Annotated in this window: 16 protein-coding genes; 13 read left to right on the top strand and 3 right to left on the bottom strand. The window is 63.9% G+C overall.

What is annotated here, in order from left to right; all coding sequences use genetic code 11:
- The first annotated feature begins 109 nt into the window (after nucleotides 1–109).
- From CK221_RS12505 to CK221_RS12465, 9 genes are all read left to right on the top strand, one after another.
- The gene (locus tag CK221_RS12505) at nucleotides 110–1,174 is read left to right on the top strand and encodes an ABC transporter permease (protein ID WP_066997793.1); all 1,065 of its coding nucleotides are present in this window, start codon (nucleotides 110–112) and stop codon (nucleotides 1,172–1,174) included.
- Nucleotides 1,175–1,176: 2 nt separating this feature from the next.
- Nucleotides 1,177–1,959, top strand: coding sequence for an ATP-binding cassette domain-containing protein (locus CK221_RS12500; protein WP_066997791.1), 783 nt, complete (start codon nucleotides 1,177–1,179; stop codon nucleotides 1,957–1,959).
- Nucleotides 1,960–2,108: 149 nt separating this feature from the next.
- The gene (locus CK221_RS12495; protein ID WP_095777932.1) at nucleotides 2,109–4,571 is read left to right on the top strand and encodes a glycogen/starch/alpha-glucan phosphorylase; all 2,463 of its coding nucleotides are present in this window, start codon (nucleotides 2,109–2,111) and stop codon (nucleotides 4,569–4,571) included.
- Between the two features lie 115 nt (nucleotides 4,572–4,686).
- A complete protein-coding gene (gene glgB, locus CK221_RS12490; protein WP_095777931.1) occupies nucleotides 4,687–6,921 on the top strand; it encodes a 1,4-alpha-glucan branching protein GlgB in 2,235 nt (744 codons plus the stop codon).
- A 14-nt stretch (nucleotides 6,922–6,935) separates the two neighbouring features.
- Nucleotides 6,936–8,201 (top strand): glucose-1-phosphate adenylyltransferase, encoded by a 1,266-nt coding sequence (gene glgC, locus CK221_RS12485; protein WP_066997781.1) that lies wholly within the window; start codon nucleotides 6,936–6,938, stop codon nucleotides 8,199–8,201.
- 66 nt (nucleotides 8,202–8,267) lie between these two features.
- Nucleotides 8,268–9,713, top strand: a complete 1,446-nt coding sequence (gene glgA / locus CK221_RS12480) for a glycogen synthase GlgA (RefSeq protein WP_095777930.1) — start codon at nucleotides 8,268–8,270, stop codon at nucleotides 9,711–9,713.
- Nucleotides 9,714–9,716: 3 nt separating this feature from the next.
- Entirely contained in the window at nucleotides 9,717–11,345 is a 1,629-nt protein-coding gene (locus CK221_RS12475; RefSeq protein ID WP_095777929.1) for an alpha-D-glucose phosphate-specific phosphoglucomutase, read from the top strand.
- 196 nt (nucleotides 11,346–11,541) lie between these two features.
- On the top strand, nucleotides 11,542–13,542 hold the full coding sequence (glgX, locus tag CK221_RS12470; protein WP_095777928.1) for a glycogen debranching protein GlgX: 2,001 nt from the start codon (nucleotides 11,542–11,544) through the stop codon (nucleotides 13,540–13,542).
- A complete protein-coding gene (locus CK221_RS12465) occupies nucleotides 13,542–15,185 on the top strand; it encodes an alpha-glucosidase family protein (RefSeq protein ID WP_066997768.1) in 1,644 nt (547 codons plus the stop codon). The genes glgX and CK221_RS12465 overlap by 1 nt, the downstream gene beginning before the upstream one ends.
- 6 nt (nucleotides 15,186–15,191) lie before the next feature.
- On the opposite strand, the gene CK221_RS12460 is transcribed toward CK221_RS12465, so the two are convergent.
- Nucleotides 15,192–17,009 carry a pilus assembly protein TadG-related protein gene (locus tag CK221_RS12460; protein WP_348628434.1) on the bottom strand — a complete coding sequence of 606 codons (1,818 nt, stop codon included), beginning with the start codon at nucleotides 17,007–17,009 and terminating at the stop codon, nucleotides 15,192–15,194.
- Nucleotides 17,009–17,455, bottom strand: coding sequence for a TadE/TadG family type IV pilus assembly protein (locus CK221_RS12455; protein ID WP_095777926.1), 447 nt, complete (start codon nucleotides 17,453–17,455; stop codon nucleotides 17,009–17,011). The genes CK221_RS12460 and CK221_RS12455 overlap by 1 nt, the downstream gene beginning before the upstream one ends.
- Before the next feature lie 290 nt (nucleotides 17,456–17,745).
- On the opposite strand from CK221_RS12455, the gene CK221_RS12450 reads away from it, so the two are divergent.
- The 4 genes from CK221_RS12450 (at nucleotide 17,746) to CK221_RS12435 (ending at nucleotide 23,187) form a co-directional block, all read left to right on the top strand.
- On the top strand, nucleotides 17,746–19,338 hold the full coding sequence (locus CK221_RS12450; protein WP_095777925.1) for a peptide ABC transporter substrate-binding protein: 1,593 nt from the start codon (nucleotides 17,746–17,748) through the stop codon (nucleotides 19,336–19,338).
- A gap of 174 nt (nucleotides 19,339–19,512) precedes the next feature.
- On the top strand, nucleotides 19,513–20,436 hold the full coding sequence (locus CK221_RS12445) for an ABC transporter permease subunit (protein ID WP_095777924.1): 924 nt from the start codon (nucleotides 19,513–19,515) through the stop codon (nucleotides 20,434–20,436).
- Nucleotides 20,429–21,553, top strand: coding sequence for an ABC transporter permease subunit (locus tag CK221_RS12440; RefSeq protein ID WP_095777923.1), 1,125 nt, complete (start codon nucleotides 20,429–20,431; stop codon nucleotides 21,551–21,553). The genes CK221_RS12445 and CK221_RS12440 overlap by 8 nt, the downstream gene beginning before the upstream one ends.
- Before the next feature lie 17 nt (nucleotides 21,554–21,570).
- Nucleotides 21,571–23,187, top strand: coding sequence for an ABC transporter ATP-binding protein (locus CK221_RS12435; protein ID WP_066998155.1), 1,617 nt, complete (start codon nucleotides 21,571–21,573; stop codon nucleotides 23,185–23,187).
- Here the strand turns inward: CK221_RS12435 and CK221_RS12430 are convergent.
- Nucleotides 23,177–23,536 (bottom strand): hypothetical protein, encoded by a 360-nt coding sequence (locus tag CK221_RS12430; RefSeq protein ID WP_348628433.1) that lies wholly within the window; start codon nucleotides 23,534–23,536, stop codon nucleotides 23,177–23,179. The genes CK221_RS12435 and CK221_RS12430 overlap by 11 nt on opposite strands.
- Nucleotides 23,537–23,607 lie beyond the last annotated feature (71 nt).

The following is a 23,607-nucleotide window of genomic DNA, read 5'->3' as shown; positions in this document are numbered from 1 at the left end:
CGGGTGGACGATGCGCCTTCGTCAAGCGCGGACAATCCTGGCGACAGACCGGAAGAGGCGTCGACGGCGCGCGCAGCAATGAGCAGGCTGTGCGCATACGGGAGGATACATGTCTCAGATTCAGGAATTCGAGAAGGTACTTTCGGGCAGCGACTCCAGCGTCGCGGCCTTCGACGAGCACGGCAAGTCGTTCGTCAAGCGCGCCCAGCATTTCCTGCACTCCACGCCGGCGGCGGTGCCGCTGATCGTGCTGGTGCTGTCGGTCATCATCTTCGGCGTTGCCATCGGCGGCCGCTTCTTTTCGTCCTACACGCTGACGCTGATCCTGCAGCAGATCGCCATCGTCGGCATCCTGGGGGCCGCCCAGACGCTGGTCATCCTGACCGCCGGCATCGATCTTTCGATCGGCGTGGTGATGGTCATCTCGGCGGTGGTCATGGGCAACTGCGCCATCACCTATGGCATGCCGACAATCCTGGCCGTGGTGCTTGGGCTTGGCGCAGGCGCGGTTTGCGGCATGCTCAACGGCTTGTTGGTCGCCTATATGAAATTGCCGCCCTTCATCGTGACGCTGGGCACCTGGAACATCGTCATGGCCACCAATTTCATCTACTCGGCCAATGAGACGATCCGCGACGCCGATGTCGACGCTCAGGCGCCGCTGCTGCATCTCTTCGCGCTGAGCTTCAGGGTCGGCTCCGCCGTGCTGACGGCCGGCGTCATCGCCATGGTCCTGTTGGTGCTGCTCTTGTGGTATGTGCTCAACCACACGGCGTGGGGCCGCCATGTCTATGCCGTCGGCGACGACCCGGAAGCGGCGAAACTCTCCGGTATCCAGACCAAGTCCGTGCTGATGGCCGTCTATACGCTTGCCGGTCTGATCGCCGCCTTCGCTGCCTGGGTGTCGATCGGCCGCAACGGCTCGATCTCGCCGTCCGCCGCCGTCACCGACTATAATCTGCAAGCGATCACCGCGACCGTGATCGGGGGCATCTCGCTCTTTGGCGGCCGCGGCTCCATCCTCGGCACGCTGTTCGGCGCCATGATCGTCGGCGTCGTCTCGATGGGCCTCAACATGCTGGGCGCTGACCCGCAATGGAAAGTGCTGCTCACCGGTGTCCTGATTATCGGCGCCGTGGCGATCGACCAGTGGATCAGAAAGGTTTCGGTGTAACCATGACCCAGCAGGCTGTTCTCACCGCGCGCGGTCTGACCAAGCGCTACGGCCGCGTGACCGCGCTCAACAACTGCGACTTCGATCTCTACCCGGGAGAAATCCTGGCCGTGATCGGCGACAACGGCGCCGGTAAGTCGACGCTCATCAAGGCGATCTCCGGCGCCGTGCATCCCGATGAAGGGGTGATTGAGCTGGACGGCAAGCAGGTCCAGTTCAAATCGCCCATCGAGGCCCGCGAGGCGGGGATCGAGACCGTCTACCAGAACCTGGCATTGTCGCCGGCACTGTCGATCGCCGACAACATGTTCCTCGGCCGCGAGATCCGCAAACCGGGTCCGCTCGGCAGTTGGTTCCGCATGCTGGATCGTCCGGCGATGGAAAAGCGCGCCCGTGACAAGCTGACCGAACTCGGCCTGATGACCATCCAGAACATCAGCCAGGCGGTGGAGACGCTCTCGGGCGGCCAGCGCCAGGGCGTCGCCGTGGCTCGCGCCGCCGCCTTCGGATCGAAGGTGGTGATCATGGACGAACCGACGGCGGCGCTCGGCGTCAAGGAAAGCCGCCGCGTCCTCGAGCTAATCCTCGACGTCAAGAAGCGCGGCCTGCCGATCGTGCTCATCTCGCACAACATGCCGCATGTCTTCGAGGTCGCCGATCGCATCCACATCCACCGGCTTGGACGGCGTCTATGCGTCGTCGATCCGAAGCAGATTTCAATGTCGGATGCCGTCGCGCTCATGACCGGCGCCAAGAAGCCGCCGGAGGACGCGCTGGCGGCCTGATCTCCGCCCCACCATGGTACTTGGCCGCAGGTGCATCGGATGGACACTCCGTCCTAAATCGATTTAACATTATATGCTGCAGCGCGGCAAACTGGGGTAGGAGAAACGGTGAAAGCCGCTATGATCAGGCCAACCGAACGAGAGGCGACATGAAGCCCGCCATGACGATCGAAGCCCCCGCTCTCGACCACCCCGATCCCAGGACGCTCGCCGAGGAAGTCCTGATGTCGCTCAAGTACCGGGTCGGCAAGGACACCACCGTCGCAACGCCCTACGACTGGCTGACCGCCTCGATCAAGGTGGTGCGCGACCGCGTCGTCGATCACTGGATCCAGGCGACCAAGGAAGCTTACGACCAGCAGGAAAAGCGCGTTTACTATCTCTCGCTCGAATTCCTTATCGGGCGCCTGATGCGCGACGCCTTCTCCAATCTCGGCCTGATGGAGAACATGCGCGAGGCGCTGGCATCGCTCGGCGTGGATCTCGACCTCATCGCCGGCCTTGAACCGGACGCAGCCCTCGGCAATGGCGGTCTCGGCCGGCTCGCCGCCTGCTTCATGGAAAGCATGGCGACGGTCGATATTCCCGCCCACGGCTACGGCATCCGCTACGCCAACGGCATGTTCCGGCAGGAGATCCATGACGGCTGGCAGGTCGAGCTGCCGGAGACCTGGCTCGACCACGGCAACCCGTGGGAGTTCGAGCGGCGCGAACGTTCCTTCGAGGTCGGCTTCGGCGGCTCCGTGGAATCGATCACCTCAAAGGACGGCCGCCTGGAGCGCCATGTCTGGAGGCCCAATGAGCATGTGCTGGCAGTCGCCTATGACACGCCGGTGGCGGGCTGGCGCGCCAAGCGCGTCAACACGCTGCGGCTCTGGTCCGGCATGCCGATCGACCCGATTCTGCTCGACAAGTTCAATGCCGGCGACCACATCGGCGCGCTCGCCGAAAGCAACAAGGCGGACGCGCTGTCGCGCGTTCTCTATCCGGCCGACTCGCACATGGCCGGGCAGGAGCTCCGGCTGCGCCAGGAATATTTCTTCTCGACTGCTTCGCTGCAGGACATCGTCCAGCGGCATCTCAGCCAGTACGGCGACCTGAGATCGTTGCCCGACAAGGCCGCGATCCACCTGAACGACACCCATCCGGCCGTCGCCGTGCCGGAGCTGATGCGGCTTCTGATGGACGTTCACGGCATGGATTTCGACCTTGCCTGGGACATCACCAAGCGTACCTTCGCCTACACCAACCACACGTTGCTGCCGGAGGCGTTGGAAAGCTGGCCGGTGCCGCTGTTCGAGCGTCTCTTGCCGCGCCACATGCAGATCGTCTACGCCATCAACGCCCAGGTTCTCCTGGAGGCGCGGGCCACCGGAAAATTCTCGGGCGAGCAGATCGCCCGCATCTCGCTGATCCAGGAAAATGGCGACCGCCGCGTGCGCATGGGCAACCTCGCTTTCGTCGGCTCGCATTCGATCAACGGCGTCTCGGCGCTGCACACCGATCTGATGAAGGAGACGGTGTTTGCCGATCTCCACAAGCTCTATCCCGACCGCATCAACAACAAGACCAACGGCATCACGCCCAGGCGCTGGCTGATCCAGTGCAATCCGGGCCTGACCGCGCTTGCCCGCGAAGCGATCGGGAACCGCTTCATGGACGACATCGAAGCGATCAAGGATCTCGATCCTCTTGCCGGCGACTCCGCTTTCCGCGAGAAGTTTGCCGCCGTGAAGCGCCAGAACAAGGTGAGGCTTGCAAACCTAGTCGCCGACCGGCTCGGCATCAGGCTCGATCCTTCAGCGCTGTTCGACATCCAGGTCAAGCGCATCCACGAATACAAGCGCCAATTGCTCAACATTCTGGAGGCGATCGCGCTCTACGACCAGATCCGCTCGCATCCCGAGCGGGACTGGATGCCGCGGGTTAAATTCTTCGGCGGCAAGGCGGCGCCGAGCTACCACAACGCCAAGCTCATCATCAAACTGGCCAACGACGTCGCCCGGGTGATCAACGGCGATCCCTCGACGCGCGGCCTGCTCAAGGTTGTGTTTGTCCCGAACTACAATGTCAGCCTCGCCGAGGTGATGATGCCGGCGGCCGACCTTTCCGAGCAGATCTCGACCGCCGGCATGGAGGCTTCCGGCACCGGCAACATGAAGTTTGCCCTCAACGGCGCCTTGACCATCGGCACGCTCGACGGCGCCAATGTCGAGATCAAGGAGCGCGTCGGCGACGACAACATCTTCATCTTCGGCCTCACCACCGCCGAGGTCGCCGAACGCCGCGACAACGGCTACAATCCGCGCGCCGTGATCGCGTCCTCGCCGGAGTTGTCGCAGGCGGTGTCGGCGATCTCCTCCGGCGTCTTCTCGCCTGACGATCCCAACCGCTACCGCGACCTCATGAACGGCCTTTATCAGAGCGACTGGTTCATGGTGGCGGCCGATTTCGACTCCTACGCCGCCTGCCAGCGCGAGGTCGACGATGTCTGGCGCAACAGTCCCGACTGGTACGCGCGCGCCATCCGCAATGTCGCCCGCGTCGGCTGGTTCTCGTCCGATCGCACCATTCGCCAATACGCGAAAGAAATCTGGAACGTACCTGTCTGATGTGATTGCATGAGGCCGCCGACAACGTGGACGTGCATGTCGCCCAAAAATGCCTAGCCGTTTTGGGCCAACATATCCACAAACCAGAATAGTTCCCAGGGAGGGACGCCGCCTGATGAGGAAGCCGCGCGCGACCGCTGCAACAAGCGGGCCGGACGGACTGGCGCCAGCCGGCGATGTCGCGGCCATTGTCGCCGGAACGCATGGCGATCCCTTTGCAATTCTGGGTGTGCACGCGGCCGGCAAGGGCTTTGTCGCCCGCTGCTTCGTGCCCAATGCCGAATGCGTCACCGCCTATACGCTCACCGGCAAGGAAGCCGGGGAACTCGTGCGCAGCAACGATACCGGCTTCTTCGAGGGCAAGCTGTCGATCCGCAAGCGTCAGCCGCTGCGCTATCACGCGAGGAATGCCGGCGGCGACTGGTGGCTGACCGACCCTTATTCCTTCGGCCCGGTGCTGGGCCCGATGGACGACTACTACATGGCGGAGGGCTCGCACCTGAGGCTCTTCGACAAGCTCGGCGCCCATATCATCGAGCATGAGGGGGCCACCGGCGTGCATTTCGCGGTATGGGCGCCCAACGCCCGGCGCGTCTCGGTGGTCGGCGCCTTCAACGACTGGGACGGCCGCCGGCACACCATGCGCGACCGCAAGGACACCGGCATCTGGGAGCTGTTCATTCCGGACCTCGGCGCCGGCCAGCCTTACAAGTTCGAGATCATCGGTCCCGACGGCGTGCGCCTGCCCCTCAAGGCCGATCCGTTCGCCTTCGAGTCCGAGCTGCGCCCGGCGACCGCTTCGGTGACGGCGCCGCCGATGGCGCATCAATGGGGCGACGAGGCGCATCGCAGCTTCTGGCAAAAGGCCGATCCGCGGCGCGAGGCGATCTCGATCTACGAGGTCCATGCCGGCTCGTGGCAGCGGCGCGATGACGGCACCTTCCTCACCTGGGACGAGCTCGCCGCGCAGCTGATTCCCTACGTGGTCGAAACCGGCTTCACGCATATCGAGTTCCTTCCGATCTCGGAGCACCCCTACGATCCGTCCTGGGGCTACCAGACGACCGGCCTTTATGCGCCGACCGCGCGCTTCGGCGATCCCGACGGCTTCGCCCGCTTCGTCGACGGCGCGCATCGTGCCGGCGTCGGCGTCATCCTCGACTGGGTGCCGGCGCATTTCCCCGTCGACGAGCATGGGCTGGTGAAGTTCGACGGCACCGCGCTCTACGAGCATGCCGACCCGCGCCAGGGTTTTCACCCCGACTGGAATACCGCCATCTACAATTTCGGCCGCCGCGAGGTGGTGTCGTTCCTCGTCAACAACGCGCTGTTCTGGGCCGAAAAATACCATGTCGACGGTTTGCGCGTCGACGCTGTCGCCTCGATGCTCTACCTCGATTATTCGCGCAGGTCGGGCGAGTGGATTCCCAACGAGAAAGGTGGGCGCGAGAATTTGCAGGCGGTCAGCTTCCTGCAGAAGATGAACAAGGAGCTTTACGGCCATCATCCCTGGGTGATGACGATCGCCGAAGAATCGACCTCATGGCCGAAGGTATCGCAGCCGGTGCATGAAGGCGGGCTCGGCTTCGGCTTCAAATGGAACATGGGCTTCATGCACGACACGCTGGAGTATTTCTCCAAGGAGCCGATCTACCGCAAGCACCATCACAACGACATCACCTTCGGCCTGGTCTACGCTTTTTCCGAGAATTTCGTGCTGCCGCTCTCTCATGACGAGGTCGTGCACGGCAAGGGCACGCTGCTCCACAAGATGGCAGGCGACGACTGGCAGAAATTCGCCACTCTGCGCGCCTACTACGCCTTCATGTGGGGTTATCCCGGCAAGAAGCTCCTGTTCATGGGCCAGGAATTCGCCCAGCGCCGCGAGTGGAGCGAGGAACGCGCGCTCGACTGGAATCTGCTGGAGCACGCCCCGCACCGCGGCGTCCGGCAGGCGGTGCGGGACTTGAACTACCTCTATCGTTCGCGCCCGGCGCTGCATGCGCGCGACTGCGAGCCGGAAGGCTTCTCCTGGCTGATCGTCGACGATCGCGACAATTCGGTCTTTGCCTGGCTGCGCAGCGCGCCGGACGGCAACCCGATCGCCGTCATTTCCAACTTCACGCCGGTGCCGCGCGAGAACTATCGCGTGCCGCTGCCGAAGGCGGGCGAGTGGCGCGAGATCATCAACACTGACGCCGCCGAGTATGGCGGCTCCGGCATGGGCAATGGCGGCATGATCGTGGCGAGCAGGGAAGGGGGCGGCACGTCGGCGACGATGCTCTTGCCGCCGCTGTCGACGATCATGCTGGAATTCGTCGCGGACGAAGCAAAGGTCCGGACAGCTTAGGAGGGAGGCAAACGATGGCAGAGATCAAGAGAACCCAGCCGCTGGCGCGCGATGCCATGGCCTATGTGCTGGCCGGCGGCCGCGGCAGCCGCCTCAAGGAGCTGACCGACCGGCGCGCCAAGCCCGCCGTCTATTTCGGCGGCAAGACGCGCATCATCGATTTTGCGCTGTCCAATGCGCTCAACTCCGGCATTCGCCGTCTCGGCGTCGCCACCCAATACAAGGCGCACTCGCTGATCCGCCACCTGCAGCGTGGCTGGAACTTCCTGCGCCCCGAACGAAACGAGAGCTTCGACATCCTGCCCGCCTCGCAGCGCGTCTCGGAAACGCAGTGGTACGAGGGCACGGCGGATGCGGTCTACCAGAACATCGATATCATCGAGGCCTATGGCCCCGAATACATGGTCATCCTAGCCGGCGACCACATCTACAAGATGGATTACGAGCTGATGCTGCGCCAGCACGTCGATGCCGGCGCCGATGTCACCGTCGGCTGCCTCGAAGTGCCGCGCATGGAGGCGACCGGCTTCGGCGTCATGCATGTCGACAAGAAGGACACCATCATCTCCTTCATCGAGAAACCCGCCGACCCGCCCGGCATACCGGACAAGCCGGACCATGCGCTGGCCTCGATGGGCATCTATGTCTTCAAGACCAAGTTCCTGATGGAGCAGTTGCGCCGCGACGCGGCCGAGCCAGGATCCAGCCGCGACTTCGGCAAGGACATCATCCCCTACATCGTCCAGCACGGTAAGGCGATCGCCCACCGCTTCGCCAAATCCTGCGTCCGCTCCTCGCACGAGTCGGAGCCTTACTGGCGCGACGTCGGGACGGTGGACGCCTATTGGGAAGCCAATATCGACCTGACCGATGTCACGCCCGAACTCGATCTCTACGACCGGGATTGGCCGATCTGGACCTATGCCGAATTGAAGCCGCCGGCCAAATTCGTGCATGACGAGGACGGCCGTCGCGGCGAGGCGATCTCCTCGCTGGTGTCCGGCGACTGCATCGTTTCCGGCGCATCGCTGCGCCGCAGCCTGATCTTCACCGGCGCGCGCATCAATTCCTATTCGAAGCTCGAGGAAGTGGTGATGCTGCCCGACGTTCAGGTTGGGCGCAACGCGCGCCTCAAGCGCGTCGTCATCGACCATGGCGTCCACATCCCGGAGGGACTGGTGGTCGGCGAGGATGCGGCACTCGACGCCAAGCGCTTCCGCGTTTCGGAAAAGGGCATATGCCTGATCACTCAGGATATGATCAACAAGCTGTCAACCTGATAGGGTTGATCGGCAAGTTGTCAGCCTGATCAACAAGCTGTCACTTTAGCCGTGGATCTTAGGCGCATGCAGGTTCTGTCCGTCACGCCCGAAATCTTCCCGCTGATCAAGACCGGCGGGCTTGCCGACGTGACCGGTGCCCTGCCGATCGCGCTCGCCAGCAAGGGCGTGGCGATGCGCACGCTCATCCCCGGCTACCCGGTGGTGATGGACGCCTTCAAGAAAAAGAAGGCCGTCTACCAGTACCCGCTGCTGCAGGGCGGCAAGGCTTCGGTTCATGCGGTCAAGATCGGCGAGCTCGAGCTCTTCGTGCTCGACGCGCCGCATCTTTTCGACCGCCAGGGCGGGCCCTATGGTACCGCCTCCGGCTCCGACTGGCCCGACAACTGGCGGCGCTTCGCGGCGCTGAGCCAGGTCGGCGGCGACATCGCCGGCGGCGCGATCTCCGGCTACCAGCCAGATATCGTGCATGCCCATGACTGGCAGTCGGCAATGACGCTCGCCTATATGCGCTACGGCAACGCGATCGGCGTGCCGTCGCTGATCACCGTGCACAACCTTGCTTTTCAGGGACAGTTCGGCTCCGGCATTTTCGGCGAGCTCGGCCTGCCGGGCGTGGCGATGCAGCTCGATGGCGTCGAATACTATGGCGGCGTCGGCTTCCTCAAGGCCGGCCTGCAGGCCGCCTGGGCGATCACCACGGTGAGCCCGACCTACGCGCAGGAAATCCGCTCGCCGGAATTCGGCATGGGCCTCGACGGCCTGATCAACATGCGCGCCGTCGACCTCTACGGCATCGTCAACGGCATCGATGTCGACATCTGGAACCCGGCGACCGACAAGCACCTGGTAGCCAACTACTCGGCCGAGACGCTGGAAGCGCGCGCCCTGAACCGCAAGGCCGTGGAGGACCGTTTCAGTCTCGAGCCTGACGACAGCCCGATCGTCTGCGTGGTCAGCCGTCTGACCTGGCAGAAGGGCATGGACATATTGGCCGCGGTCGTCGACGGCATCGTTCAGCGCGGAGCACGGCTGGCGGTTCTGGGCTCGGGCGATGCCGGCCTCGAAGGCTCGCTGCTCGCCGCGGCCGCGCGGCATCGCGGCCGCGTCGGCGTCGTCATCGGCTATGACGAGGCGCTCTCCCACATCATGCAGGGCGGTTGCGACGCCATCGTGATCCCTTCACGCTTCGAGCCCTGCGGCCTGACCCAGCTCTATGGATTGCGCTATGGCTGCGTGCCGGTCGTCGCCCGCACCGGCGGCCTCGCCGACACCATCATCGACGCCAACGAGGCGGCACTTTCGGCCGGCGTCGCCACCGGTTTCCAATTCGCGCCGAACAATGGCGGCGCCCTCCTGCACGCCATCCGTCGCCTGGTCGAGGCGCATGCCAGACCAGCCGCCTGGGCCTCGCTCCAGCGCCAGGGCATGAAGGCCGACGTTTCCTGGGACAAGAGCGCCGACAAATATGTCGAACTCTATCGCTTGCTGCTTTCAAAAAGGGCTGCCTGAAGCATGATACGGACCGTCCCCACCAAACCCTATACCGACCAGAAGCCCGGCACCTCCGGCCTGCGCAAGAAGGTGCCTGTCTTCCAGCAGGAGCACTATGCCGAGAACTTCATCCAGTCGATCTTCGACGCGCTGGAGGGTTTTCAGGGCAAGACGCTGGTGATCGGCGGCGACGGCCGTTTCTACAACCGCGAGGTCATCCAGACGGCCATCGCCATGGCCGCTGCGAACGGCTTCGGCAAGGTGATGGTCGGGCAGGGCGGCATCCTGTCGACGCCGGCCGCATCCAACATCATCCGCAAATACAAGACCTTTGGCGGCATCATCCTGTCGGCCAGCCACAATCCGGGTGGCCCGCACGAGGATTTCGGCATCAAATACAATGCCGGCAATGGCGGCCCTGCGCCGGAGAAGATCACCGACGCGATCTTCGAAAAGACCAAGACGATCTCGAGCTTCAAGATCGCCGACATCGGCACCGTCGACATCGACACGATCGGCACCTTCCAAGCCGGCGGCATGACGGTCGAGGTGTTCGACCCGGTCAAGGACTATGCCGAGCTGATGGAGAGCCTGTTCGACTTCGACGCCATCCGCGCCAATTTCAAATATGGCTTCCGCATGCGCTTCGACGCCATGCACGCGGTGACCGGCCCCTATGCCAAGGAGATCCTCGAGCGTAGGCTCGGCGCCCCGAACGGGACCTGCCGCAATTTCAAGCCGCTGCCCGATTTCGGCGGCCATCACCCCGATCCGAACCTGGTCCATGCCAAACATCTCTATGACGAGATGATTGGGCCGGACGCGCCGGATTTCGGCGCCGCTTCCGACGGTGACGGCGACCGCAACCTGATCATCGGCAAGGGCATCTTCGTAACGCCCTCGGATTCGGTGGCGATGCTGGCCGCCAACGCGCATCTGGCGCCCGGCTACAAGGAAGGCCTGAAGGGCATCGCCCGCTCGATGCCGACCAGCGGAGCGGCCGATCGCGTCGCCGAGAAGCTCGGCGTCGGCATCTACGAGACGCCGACCGGCTGGAAGTTTTTCGGCAATCTGCTCGACGCCGGCATGGCGACGATCTGCGGCGAGGAAAGCGCCGGCACCGGTTCCAACCATGTGCGCGAGAAGGACGGGCTGTGGGCCGTGCTTCTGTGGCTCAACATCCTCGCCGTGCGGGGCGAGAGCTGCAAGGACATCGTCACCAAGCACTGGGAAACCTACGGCCGCAACTATTATTCGCGCCACGACTATGAGGAGGTCGAGACAGACCGCGCCAACGCACTGGTCGACGAATTGCGCGCCAAGCTCGGCTCGCTGCCCGGCACCAGCGTGCGCGGCATGAAGATCGCCAGCGCCGACGACTTCGCCTATCACGACCCGGTCGACGGCTCGGTGAGCAAAAACCAGGGGATCAGGATCCTGTTCGAGGGCGGCTCGCGCGTCGTCTTCCGGCTCTCCGGCACCGGCACTTCCGGCGCGACGCTGCGCGTCTATATCGAGCGTTACGAGCCCGACAAGGCGAGGCATGACCTCGACACGCAGGAAGCGCTCGCCGACCTCATCGCCGCCGCCGACGACATCGCCGGCATCAAGAGCCACACCGGCCGCAACAAGCCGAGCGTGATTACTTGAAAGTGGTGAGGATTTCCCCTTCTTCCCTTGTCGGAGAAGGTGGCCGAGCGAAGCTCGGACGGATGAGGGATGCTCCAGCTTGGCGCAAACCCGCGTCCAGAACATCGACGCCTCATTCCTTCCAACACCCCTTGTCCGTCTCGGCGCTGCGCGCCGATCCACCTTCTCCCACAAGGGGAGAAGGGGAGACGCCCGCATGACCCTCGGCGCCACCATCACGCCTGAAGGCATCCGCTTTGCCGTTTGGTCCTCATCGGCCAGGCGTCTTTGGGTCTCGCTCTTCGACGACAGCGGCGCGCGCGAGATCGACCGGCTGGAACTCAACCCGGAAGGCGAGGGCGTGCATGCACTCCTTGTCCCCGGCCTTGGGAACGGCACGCGTTACGGTTTTCGCGCCGACGGTGACTACGTGCCGGAGCGCGGCTTATGGTTCGATCCGAACAAGCTTCTCGCCGACCCCTACGCCGTCGAGGTCGATCGTCCATACCAATATCACTGGCGGCTGGCCGCGCGGCGCAATGAAGGCGCCGACACTGCGCCGCTCATGCCGAAGGCCGTGGCGCGCTCTTTGCCTGAGCCTGTGCCCACGAAGCCGCTGCTGTTCCGGCCCGGCGGCCTGATTTACGAACTCAACGTCCGCTCCTTCACCAGGCTGCATCCGGACGTCCCCGAGGCCCAGCGGGGCACCATCGCGGCGCTTGCCCATCCGGCTGTCGTCGAGCATCTGAAGCGTCTCGGTGTCTCCGCCGTCGAGTTGATGCCGATCCCGGCCTCGATCGACGAGCGCCATCTGCCGCCGCTGGGGCTGAACAATGCCTGGGGCTACAACCCCGTCACCTTCATGGCGCTCGATCCGCGCCTGGCTCCGGACGGCCTGGCAGAATTGCGCGACACCGTCGCGACGCTGCGTGAAGCGGGTATCGGCACGATCCTCGACCTCGTATTCAACCACACCGGCGAAAGCGACCGGCTCGGGCCGACACTGTCGCTGCGCGGCCTCGACGCCCGGACCTATTACCGGCACATGCCGGACGGCCGACTGGCCAATGACACCTGCACCGGCAACACCGTCGCCTGCGACCACCCGGTCGTGCAGAGGATGGTGCTCGACACGCTGCGCCATTTCGTCCGCCATGCCGGCGTCGACGGCTTCCGCTTCGATCTGGCGCCGGTGCTCGGCCGCGTTGACGGTACGTTCGATCCGGAGGCGCCGCTTCTCGAAGCCATCGCCGGCGACCCCGTGCTCGCCGACCGCGTGCTGATCGCCGAGCCATGGGATATTGGCGCGACCGGCTACCAACTCGGCAATTTCCGGCCGCCATACCTTGAATGGAACGACCGCTATCGCGATGACGTCCGGCGCTTTTGGCGCGGCGACGCGGGCGCGATCGGCGCTTTAGCCACGCGGCTTGCCGGTTCCTCCGATGTGTTCGGCGGGGCGGGGCAGCCGGTGAGCCGCAGCGTCAATTTCATCGCCGCGCATGACGGCATGACGCTGGCCGACATCGTTGCCTATGAGAAGAAGCACAATGCGGCCAATGGCGAGCACAATCGCGACGGCCACAATGACAATCTGTCGTGGAACAACGGTGTCGAGGGCGAGACGGATGACGCCGAAATCGCCAAGGCCCGCTTCGATGACCAGCGCGCGCTGCTTGCGACGCTCTTTGCCTCGCGCGGCACCATCATGCTGACCGCCGGCGACGAGTTCGGCCGCACACAGAAGGGCAACAACAACGCCTATGCGCAGGACAACGCCATCACCTGGCTCGACTGGGCCGGCCGCGACCGGGCGCTGGAGCGGTACACAGCAGCGCTTGGGCAACTGCGCCGTGCCTTTCCGCCGTTATCCGACACGAATTTCCTGACCGGCAAAGCTGCAGACGGAATGGAAATCCCGGACGTCGAGTGGTTGACCGAGACCGGCGCACCGCTCGGCGAGGCCGACTGGAACGATCCCGGCCGTCACCGCCTCGTCATGATCCTCGGCGATAGCCAGCGCGGTCGCCTTGCCGTCATGGTCAATGGCGACCGCCGCCAATGCGTCTTCTCCTTGCCGCTGCGACATGGCTACGAGTGGCGTCCGGCGATCGACACGCGGGCGATCGACCTTGCGCGGCCGCTGCCCGGCCGCACCGTCAATTTCATGATCGAGCGCAGGGCGGCCGGAAAGGCCCGTGCCGGGAAGGGTTCGTAATGGCTGGTAACAATGCCGAATGGTGGCGCGGCTGCGTGATCTACCAGATCTATCCGCGCTCCTTCCAGGATACGACCGGCGACGGCAGCGGCGATCTCAAGGGAATAACGTCGCGTCTTGCCCATGTCGCTTCGCTCGGCGTCGACGCCGTCTGGCTCTCGCCCTTCTTCAAGTCGCCGATGGCCGACATGGGCTATGACGTGTCGGACTATCGCGATGTCGATCCGATGTTCGGCACACTTGGGGATTTCGACGCGCTGGTCGCCGAGGCGCACCGGCTTGGCCTCAAGCTCATCATCGACCAGGTGATCTCGCATTCGTCCGACAAGCACGAATGGTTTGTCGAGAGCCGCGCCAGCCGCGACAATGCCAAGGCGGACTGGTATGTCTGGGCCGACGCCAAGCCGGATGGCAGCGCGCCCAACAACTGGCAATCGCTGTTCGGCGGGCCGGCCTGGGAGTGGGACGCCACCCGCCGGCAATACTACATGCACAATTTTCTCACCGCGCAGCCGGATCTGAATTTCCACAATCCGGAGGTGCAGGATGCGGTCCTTGACACCGTGCGCTTCTGGCTGGAGCGCGGCGTTGACGGATTCCGGCTGGATACCGTGAACTACTATGTCCACGACCGCTGGCTGCGCGACAACCCTCCGCTGGCTTCAAGCGTCGCCGGCACCAACGTCGCCACCACCACCTACGCCTTCCAGGAGCATCTCTTCGACAAGACGCGCCCCGAGAATCTCGATTTCCTGAAGCGCTTGCGCGCGTTGCTCGACGAATATCCGGACCGTGCCGCCGTCGGCGAAGTGGGCGACGAGGAGCGCTCGCTGCAGACGCTCGCCGCCTACACCTCCGGCCGCGACAAATTGCAGATGTGCTACACCTTCGACCTGCTCGGCCCGCAATTCTCGGCCGCCCATGTGCGCGGCTGCGTCGAGGCGTTCGAGAACGCGGTTGCCGACGGCTGGGTCTGCTGGGCCTTCTCCAACCACGACGTCATGCGCCATGTCAGCCGCTGGACGCAGCCGGGCGAAAATCCTGATGCGGTAGCGAAATTCGCGATCGCGCTGCTGTCCTGCCTGCGCGGCTCGATCTGCCTCTACCAGGGCGAGGAGCTTGGGCTGGAGGAAGCCGAGCTTGCCTATGAGGACCTGCGCGATCCGCTGGGCATCCGTTTTTGGCCGGGCGTGAAGGGCAGGGACGGCTGCCGCACCCCGATGGTGTGGCAGGCCGGGGCCGAAAATGGTGGCTTCTCCGTGGGCAAGCCCTGGCTGCCGGTACCGCCGTCGCATCGCGCCCGCGCGGTCGATGTGCAGGAGGGCGAGGACGGTTCTGTCCTTGCCGCCTATCGCTCGATGCTGGCCTTTCGCAAGCGCCATCCGGCGCTGATCGCCGGCTCGATCCGGTTCCTAGAGGCGGAGGGCGATGTGCTTGCTTTCATCCGTCAGCGCGAAAACGAGAACTTGTTATGCGTCTTCAACTTCGCTGGTGAGCCGGCGAACTGGGCGCTGCCGGCCGAGATCAGCGATGTCGAGATAACGGTTCTTGCCGTAGACGTCGCCGGCGTTCTTGGCGGTGTTCTCGGAGAAATTGCGCTGGCGCTGCCGCCTGTAGGGTGCTTCGTCGGGAGAATTGGCTGACGGTCGCTACTGCACCAGCACCGAGCGTCCGCAAGTCGCGCCGGTGACCCGCACATCGGCCTCGCCGACATGCACGCCAAGCACCGCAAGCACATTGTAGACGAGGTTGTCGACCGGCGCGGTGACGCTGTTGAGCAGCGTCGTCACCGCCGGCTTCACCGTGCCGAGCAGGGTGGTCGCGTCGAGACCGAGGCCGAGCGCGTTGACGGTCAGCGACAGGTTGTTCACCAGCGAGGCGGTGAGCGACTGCGTCAGGTTCTTGGTCGACACTGTCTTGATCGCCTTGTTGGCGATCTCGGTGGCGCTGAAGGTCAGGTTCGTCGGCGCCATGCTGGTGACCGAGAAGGCCGACGATCCCTTGATCTGCAGCAGATTGAGGTTGATCAGCATCATCTTGAGGCTGACGTCGGCGATGTCGGCGTCGCTGAAGGATTGCGGCTTGCCGAAATCCGCGAAGCCGCTGGCGTTGCTGTCGGCGAGATGGGCCGCGACGACGCCCGGCTGCGCGGCGATGGAGACCTTGATGCTGGAGCGGCCGGTCGGGCAGCTGATGTCGGTCAGCTTGGCTTCGGCATAAGCGACCTCGATATTGAGCGGCAGGTTGACGGCAAGCAGTTTGACGCCGCCGCCCAGATTAATGCCGGCTGTGCCATTTCCGGTGCCGTTGCCGAAGCCATTGCCGTTGTTCCCGTTCCCAATCCCGACGCTGGCATTGAGCTTGATGCGCGTCTGCGCCGTGCGCACCACCGTGCCCAATTCTCCCACCGCCAGCCATGGCGAGGACTGCATGGGTTCGCCGATGGCGACCTGGAGCGTCGTCGATGTCAGTCCCGGTATCGTCGCCCCGAGGTCGACCGTAACCTTGTTCGTGCCGTTGGCGAGCGCCGCGGCTGCGCTCAGCATGCTCATGGCGCTGGCGCTGACCGAAAGCCCGGCGGGCTTCTGTCCGAGCCCCAGACTGCCCACCGAACCGAGGTCGACGAGATGGCTAAGCGGGATCTTGACCGAGTTGGTGGCGCTCAAGGCCAGAGTCTGCAGCGCGAGCTTGGCGGTGCGGTCGAGCCCGGGCACGTTGGCCATCGCGGTGGCGATCTGGCCGACCGTTGCCTTCGAGCCGAGCACATCCGAATAGGTAACACCGGTCAGACGCAGCTGCGTCGCCAGCGCATCGGTGAAGGAAAGCACGTCGACATCGGCCGAGATCAGCGAATTGTAGTCCATCACGCTGAGCGAGAGGTTGCCGCCCAGAAGCGCGCCGAGCAGCGCGTTGAGGATGCCGCCATTGACGCTGGCGAGCCGCGATCCGACCGAGAATGCTGCTGCGGGCTGGGCGCTTGCGGTGGCTGTCGTGCCGATCACCGGCGGGGCCATCACCGAAGCGGCGAAATAGAGCGTGCCGAGCTTCTTCATCGACACCTGGACGGCATTGTAGGGCAGCTTGCCCGCTTCGAAGCGGCTGCCGGCCGCGATGGAACTGACCCCCGAATAGCGTCCGGGCACGACCTCGACGACCGCCTTGCTGGCGGTCGGCACGATGTTGGTGCCCTGCTGCTGCACGGCGACGGACGTGATTCCGTTGTCCTTCAACGTCATCAGTACGGCTTGCTGGGCTTTGTTGATGTTGGCGGCGGCGGTGATCGCGGCGAGGTCGACGATCGACTGCGCGGCGCGGCGTTCGTTATAGAGCGAGCCCTCATCGATCGCGAACGCGGTCAGCGTCAGCGCCACTGGCGTGCAGAGCGCGGTCATAACCGCGAAATTGGCGCGCCCATCGGCGATCAGCCGTCGCGCAGCGTCCATCACTCCCCCCGCGGAGTAGCGCATCATATGCCTCCGACCCGGATCGTCGACTGGCGCTGGATCGTGGTCCCCGCCAACGGCAGTGTCCGGAACAGGCTCCAGATCGGCAGGTCGCGCGCGTCATAGCTGACTGAGACGATGAACTGGCTGCCGTCGACGGTACTGTCCTTGGCGTCCACCGTCAGCTTTTTCGGGTCGACAAAAGCATAGCCCGCGACGTCATGGCTGATGAAATCGGTGACCAGCGCCTGGCGCTCCGTCTGGTTGAGGCCGGCGATCGCCGTTCGCGCCGCGTCCGCGGCGATCTGCTGGACCGAATGGCTGGCGCCGAAATAGATTCCGTATGCAACCATTCCGAGCAACAGCAGGATGAAGATCGGCGCCAGCATGGCGAACTCGACCGCCGATGTGCCCGCGGCGTCAGCCCGGAAACGGAACCAAGGAGCAAGGAAATTTCGGTTCTTCAGCATGGGCCGGAGAATGCCAAAACCTGCTTGCAAAAACAGAAAACGGCTGGAACAACCGAAAGGTGCACACAGTTGAACGGGGCGCCTAAGCTTTAGATATCGCTGTTTTAGCGAAACGCTGCTCACTCAACGTCAAGCAGCGGGCAGTTGAAATAAGATATTCCTCTGTCTAGTCTCCCGCCACCAGCCGCCGGAAGGGAACCGGGGGCGCGCTCAAAAGGGACCCGTTGACGGTTCCGGGGCGTCAACACTCAAGGCGTGGTTGAGGGGCCGCGCCCAAAGGGAGAAACTTCATGCTGAAAAACCTGCTGAAGGCGACCGTGTTCGCCACCACGATGGCTTTGGCGACCGGTGCCTTCTACACGCCTGCCTTTGCCGAGACCGTCTACAATCGCGGATCCGCTGCCGAGGCGGAGACGGTCGATCCGCACAAGACGTCGACCGTCTACGAGGCCGATATTATACGCGACCTGTTCCAGGGCCTCGTCATGCATGACCCGAAGACGAACCTCATTCCGGGCGCCGCCGAAAGCTGGACGGTGTCCGACGACGGCACTGTCTACACCTTCAAGCTGCGCAAGGACGGCCTGTGGTCGGATGGCAGCCCGGTGACGGCGGACGACTTCGTCTACTCGTTCCATCGGCTGGAAGACCCGGCCACCGCTGCAGAATACGCCTCGATGCTCTATCCGGTGAAAGGCGCCGAGGACTTCAACACCAAGAAAGGCAAGGCGGAGGATATGGGCGTGAAGGCGATCGACGCCAACACCCTGCAAGTCACGCTGAAGGCTCCGACGCCCTACTTCCTGGAGATGCTGACCCACCAGGCGACCTATCCGGTCAACAAGGCTTCGATCGACAAGCTCGGCGCCGACTGGATCAAACCGGGCAAGCTGGTCTCCAACGGCGCCTATACGCTGGCGGAGTGGGTTCCCAACGACCATATGAAACTGGTCAAGAACCCGAAGTTCTGGGACGCCGCCAGCGTCAAGCTCGACGTGGTCAACTACATCCCGACCGAGGATCGCTCGTCCGCGATGAAGCGCTTCGAGGCCGGCGAACTCGACAGCTATGGCGACCTGCCGACCGAACAGCTCGCCGATCTCAAAACCAAATTCGGTGACCAGATCCGTGTGGGGCCATATCTCGGCACCTATTATTATGCGGTCAAGACCGACAAGGCGCCTTGGGACAACGTCGAGCTGCGCAACGCCATCTCGATGGCGATCGATCGCGACTTCCTCGCCGAGAAGGTCTGGCAGAACTCGATGCTGCCCGGCTATTCGATGGTTCCTCCGGGCATCGACGGCTACACGCCGGCACTGGCAAAATACGCCGACATGTCTCAGATCGACCGCGAGGATGCGGCCAAGAAAGTGCTGGAAAAGCTGGGCTATACACCCGAGCATCCGTTGAAGATGGAGATCCGCTACAACACCTCGGAGAACCACAAGAACACGGCGGTCGCCATCCAGGAACAGCTGAAGCCGCTCGGCATCGAGGTGACGCTGCTCAACACCGACACCAAGACCCACTATGGCTTCCTCGAGCAGAAGGGCAACTACGACGTCGCCCGCGCAGCCTGGATCGCCGACTACAAGGATCCGGAGACCTTCCTCGGCATCTCGCGCAAGGCGAGCGGCAACAACTACTCGAACTACAACAGCCCTGCCTATGAAGCCGCCATGGACAAGGCAGCCGCCGCCGGCGGCAAGCCTGAGGAGCGCATGAAGGACCTCGCCGCAGCGGAGCGCATCCTCGTCGACGATGTCGGCCAGATCCCGCTGCTCTACTACAGCTACCACGACATCGTTTCCTCCAAGCTGCATGGCTTCGAGGACAATGTCATGGACATTCATCCGTCTCGCTTCATCTCCAAGGACTGACAAGGAACCTTGGCCGTGCCGCCGCTCTCTTTTAGGGAGCGGCGGCCGCGGTTTGTCGTCGTGCCGGGCCGAAAGTCGCATTGTATTTTCGGCGACGCCGGTGCGAAGATCAGAGATGCCAGCGCGCCACGATCTCGTCTGGAGAGCCGTCGCCCTGGCTGAAGCGGGGCGCCGATGCTGCGTTATGTCTTCCGGCGGCTATTGACCGCCATCCCGACGCTGTTCGTCATCGTGACGGTGGCGTTCTTCCTGATCCGCGTCGCCCCAGGCGGCCCGTTCAACCAGGAGCGGGGCTTGAGCCCCGAGATCAGGGCCAATCTCGAAGCCCAGTTCGGCCTCGACGATCCGCTCTGGCTGCAATATCTCCACTATCTCGGCAATCTTTTGCGCGGCAGTTTCGGACCGAGCTACAACCTGCCGGATTTCACCGTCACCGAACTCTTCGCCAAGGGCCTGCCGATCTCGGTGCAGATCGGTACCTCGGCGCTGGTGCTGGCGCTGCTGCTGGGCTCGATCCTCGGCACGATCGCGGCGCTCAATCAGAATAAAATAGCCGACTATTCGGTGATCGCCTTAGCCACGGCCGGCAGCACCATCCCCACCTTCGTCACCGCGCCGGTGATCCAGCTCGTCTTCGGCCTTTCCTGGAAGCTGTTGCCGATCGGCGGCTGGGGCGACGGCGCCCTAATCAACAAGGTCGGGCCGGTGCTGACGCTCGCCCTGCCGCAGATCGCCATCGTCGCCCGCCTGATGCGCGGCTCGATGATCGAGAGCCTGCGCTCGCACCACATCCGCACCGCCCGCGCGCTCGGCCTCTCCGACTGGTCGGTGGTGATCAAGCACGCGCTGCGCGGCGCCGTGCTGCCGATCGTCTCCTTCACCGGTCCGGCGGCGGCGGCGCTGCTCACCGGCTCGATCATCGTCGAGACCATTTTCTCCATTCCAGGCGTCGGCCGCTACTTCGTAGACGCTGCGCTCAACCGCGACTACACGCTGGTCATGGGAACCGTGGTGGTGATCGCGCTCTTCACGATCGTTTTCAACCTGATCGTCGATCTTCTCTATGCGGTCGTCGATCCGAGGGTGCGCTATGACTGAGCTTGCCGTAGCCGCTCCGGAGCCGATCGTCGGCCGCTCGCTCTGGGGCAATGCCTGGGCGCGGCTGAAGCGCAACCGCGCCGCCATGTTCAGCCTCTACTATCTGGCATTCATTGCCGTCATCAGCGTATTCGGCCCTATGGTCGTGCCGCATGAATACACGACCATCTACGGCGACTATGTGCGCACGCCGCCGAGCCTGTCGGCCTATCCGAAGCCCGACATGATCCAGGGCGCGCTGAGCGACGCGATCAAACGCATGCGCGTCGACATCAAGGAGTGGCACCAGGACGGCAGCCGCGTCGTCGTCACCGTCACCTCCAAGAAGCCGATCGACGACCGCAATATCCGCTATCTCGACCGCTCCGACGCCTTCGACGACACGAAGATCGAGAGCAAGTCGCCCGATGGGCTCGAGTTGACCATGAGCGCGGCCGTCAAGCAGCAGTATTTCTTCTTCGGCACGGACAACACCGGGCGCGATCTGTTGTCTCGCACGCTGATGGCCGGGCGCATTTCGCTCGCGATCGGCCTGCTTGCCGGTGTCGTCGCCGGCGTCATCGGCGTGATCTACGGCGCGACGGCCGGCTTTGCCGGCGGCAGGGTCGACGAAGTGATGATGCGCATCGTCGACGTGCTTTACTCGCTGCCCTTCATCTTCTTCGTCATCATGCTGGTGGTGTTCTTCGGCCGCAACTTCGTGCTGATGTTCCTGGCGGTAGGGGCGGTGCTGTGGCTCGACATGGCGCGCATCGTGCGCGGCCAGGCGCTGTCGATCCGCAGGCAAGAATACGTTCAGGCGGCGGAAGCGATGGGCGTCGGCCAGCGCGGCATCCTCGTGCGCCACGTCATCCCCAACCTGCTCGGGCCGGTGGTGATCTACATGACGCTGCTGGTGCCGCAGGTCATCATCCTGGAAAGCTTCCTGTCCTTCCTCGGGCTTGGCGTGCAGGAGCCGATGACCAGTTGGGGCGTGCTGATTTCGGTCGGTGCCAAGAACATCGGCTATGCCAACTGGCTGCTGTTGTTCCCGGCCTTCTTCCTCGTTTCGACGCTGTTCGCGCTGAACTTTGTCGGCGACGGCCTGCGCGACGCGCTCGACCCCAAAGATCGATAAGGATGGGGATCGCTGACATGGCTTCCGAAACGATCCTCAGCGTCAAGGACCTGCGCGTCCGCTTCCAGACCCTCGACGGCACGGTCGAGGCGGTGAAGGGCATCAGCATAAAGGTCAATGCCGGCGAGACCGTCGCCGTCGTCGGCGAATCCGGATCCGGCAAGAGCCAGACGATGATGGCCGCGATGAGCCTGCTTTCCTCCAATGGCGAAGCGACCGGCCAGGTCGATTACCGCGGCCGCAACCTCCTGGAGATGACCAAGAGCGAGCTCAACAAGGTTCGCGGCCGCAAGATCAGCATGATCTTCCAGGAGCCGATGACCTCGCTCGATCCGCTCTACACCATCGGCAACCAGCTCATCGAGCCGATCCGCCGCCATCGCGGCCTGAGTGCCCAGGCCGCGCGTGAAGAGGCGCTGAAGCTGTTGAGACTGGTGCACATCCCCGATCCCGAGCGGCGGATGAAATCCTATCCGCACGAAATGTCGGGCGGCCAGCGCCAGCGCGTCATGATCGCGATGGCTTTGGCGAACGATCCCGATATTCTGATCGCCGACGAGCCGACGACGGCGCTGGACGTCACCATTCAGGCGCAGATCCTGATGCTGCTTGCCGAACTGCAGCGCAAGCTCGGCATGGCGATCGTCTTCATCACCCATGATCTCGGCATCGTCCGCCGTTTCGCCGACCGCGTCTATGTCATGCGCCAGGGCGAGGTGGTGGAAGAGGGCGAGGCGGAAGCGCTTTTCGCCAATCCGCAGCACGCCTACACCAAGATGCTGCTCGCCGCCGAGCCGACCGGCACCAAGGCGGCCGCGCCCGCCAATTCGCCCGTGCTGCTCGAGGGCCGCAACGTGGAGGTCGTCTTCAAGATCGGCGGTGGTTTTCTCGGCGGCGAGCCGCTGATGTTGCGGGCCGTCGACAAGATATCGATCCGGCTGAAGCGCAACCAGACGATCGGCATCGTCGGCGAGTCCGGCTCCGGCAAATCGACGCTCGGCCGCGCGCTGCTGCGGCTGCTCCCCAGCGACGGTGTCATCCGCTTTGGCGACCGCGACATCTCAGAGGCCGACCGCCACGCGATGCGGCCGCTGCGGCGCGAATTGCAGCTCGTCTTCCAGGATCCGTTTGGCTCGCTGTCGCCGCGCATGACGGTTGGCCAGGTCATCACCGAAGGGCTTTTGGTGCACGAGCCTTCGCTGACGGGCAAGCAGCGCGACCAGCGTGCCGTCGAGGCGCTGCGCGAGGTCGGCCTCGACCCGAACGCGCGCAACCGCTATCCGCATGAATTCTCCGGCGGCCAGCGCCAGCGCATCGCCATTGCCCGCGCTATGATCCTGAAGCCGAAAGTAGTGGTGCTTGATGAGCCGACCTCGGCGCTCGACCGCTCGGTGCAGAAGCAGATCGTCGAGCTATTGCGCAAGCTGCAGGCGGACCACGGACTGTCCTACCTCTTCATCAGCCACGACCTCGCAGTGGTGCGCGCCATGGCTGACTACATCATCGTCATGAAGCAGGGAAAGATCGTCGAGGAAGGGGCGGCCGAGGAGATCTTCGGCAATCCGCGGGAAGCCTACACGCAGACATTGATGAAGGCGGCGATCGATACGACCAGGTTCCGCATCAGCGCTTGAGACTTCCGCTGCTCGGCGACGCCCTGGTCACTGCGAGGACGGGCAGCGGCTCTTCCTGGCCGCGATGATCGCCTGCTGCTGTTGCTGCAGCCGCTCGATCCTGGCGGTATCGCGATTGGCCACGACCGTCTTCACGCGCTCGCCGCCGAGCAGCCAAGTCGGCACTGGTATTGGCGACCTTGCCGCGGCTGATCGCCGTCCGCGAAATATCGGTGGCGGTGTCGCCGAGCGCGCTGTTGAGCTCGGCGCAGCTCATCCCGTCGTATTTCGCCGGATTGATCGATGCAACACTCGACGAGCAGCCTGCGATCAAGGTCAACGGCAAGAGAGCCCGCAGCGTGAACTTCATACTCTTACCCCGGTCTCGCCGTTCCAAAAATCGCCCAGCAGCTCTCGAATGGGATAGCGGCAACCATTAGG

The sequence above is a fragment of the Mesorhizobium sp. WSM3868 genome (assembly GCF_002294785.1).
Classification (GTDB): domain Bacteria; phylum Pseudomonadota; class Alphaproteobacteria; order Rhizobiales; family Rhizobiaceae; genus Mesorhizobium.
Note: the sequence above shows the minus strand (reverse complement) of the source record. Positions and strands in the feature narration are given on the sequence as shown.

Coding starts and splice junctions, on each gene's coding strand:
- CK221_RS12445 (WP_095777924.1), top strand. CDS start 19,513: ATGCTGCGTTATGTCTTCCGGCGGCTATTGACCGCCATCCCGACGCTG.
- CK221_RS12505 (WP_066997793.1), top strand. CDS start 110: ATGTCTCAGATTCAGGAATTCGAGAAGGTACTTTCGGGCAGCGACTCC.
- CK221_RS12450 (WP_095777925.1), top strand. CDS start 17,746: ATGCTGAAAAACCTGCTGAAGGCGACCGTGTTCGCCACCACGATGGCT.
- CK221_RS12460 (WP_348628434.1), bottom strand. CDS start 17,009: ATGCGCTACTCCGCGGGGGGAGTGATGGACGCTGCGCGACGGCTGATC.
- CK221_RS12500 (WP_066997791.1), top strand. CDS start 1,177: ATGACCCAGCAGGCTGTTCTCACCGCGCGCGGTCTGACCAAGCGCTAC.
- CK221_RS12465 (WP_066997768.1), top strand. CDS start 13,542: ATGGCTGGTAACAATGCCGAATGGTGGCGCGGCTGCGTGATCTACCAG.
- CK221_RS12455 (WP_095777926.1), bottom strand. CDS start 17,455: ATGCTGAAGAACCGAAATTTCCTTGCTCCTTGGTTCCGTTTCCGGGCT.
- glgC (WP_066997781.1), top strand. CDS start 6,936: ATGGCAGAGATCAAGAGAACCCAGCCGCTGGCGCGCGATGCCATGGCC.
- CK221_RS12440 (WP_095777923.1), top strand. CDS start 20,429: ATGACTGAGCTTGCCGTAGCCGCTCCGGAGCCGATCGTCGGCCGCTCG.
- CK221_RS12430 (WP_348628433.1), bottom strand. CDS start 23,536: ATGAAGTTCACGCTGCGGGCTCTCTTGCCGTTGACCTTGATCGCAGGC.
- CK221_RS12475 (WP_095777929.1), top strand. CDS start 9,717: ATGATACGGACCGTCCCCACCAAACCCTATACCGACCAGAAGCCCGGC.
- glgA (WP_095777930.1), top strand. CDS start 8,268: ATGCAGGTTCTGTCCGTCACGCCCGAAATCTTCCCGCTGATCAAGACC.
- CK221_RS12495 (WP_095777932.1), top strand. CDS start 2,109: ATGAAGCCCGCCATGACGATCGAAGCCCCCGCTCTCGACCACCCCGAT.
- glgX (WP_095777928.1), top strand. CDS start 11,542: ATGACCCTCGGCGCCACCATCACGCCTGAAGGCATCCGCTTTGCCGTT.
- glgB (WP_095777931.1), top strand. CDS start 4,687: ATGAGGAAGCCGCGCGCGACCGCTGCAACAAGCGGGCCGGACGGACTG.
- CK221_RS12435 (WP_066998155.1), top strand. CDS start 21,571: ATGGCTTCCGAAACGATCCTCAGCGTCAAGGACCTGCGCGTCCGCTTC.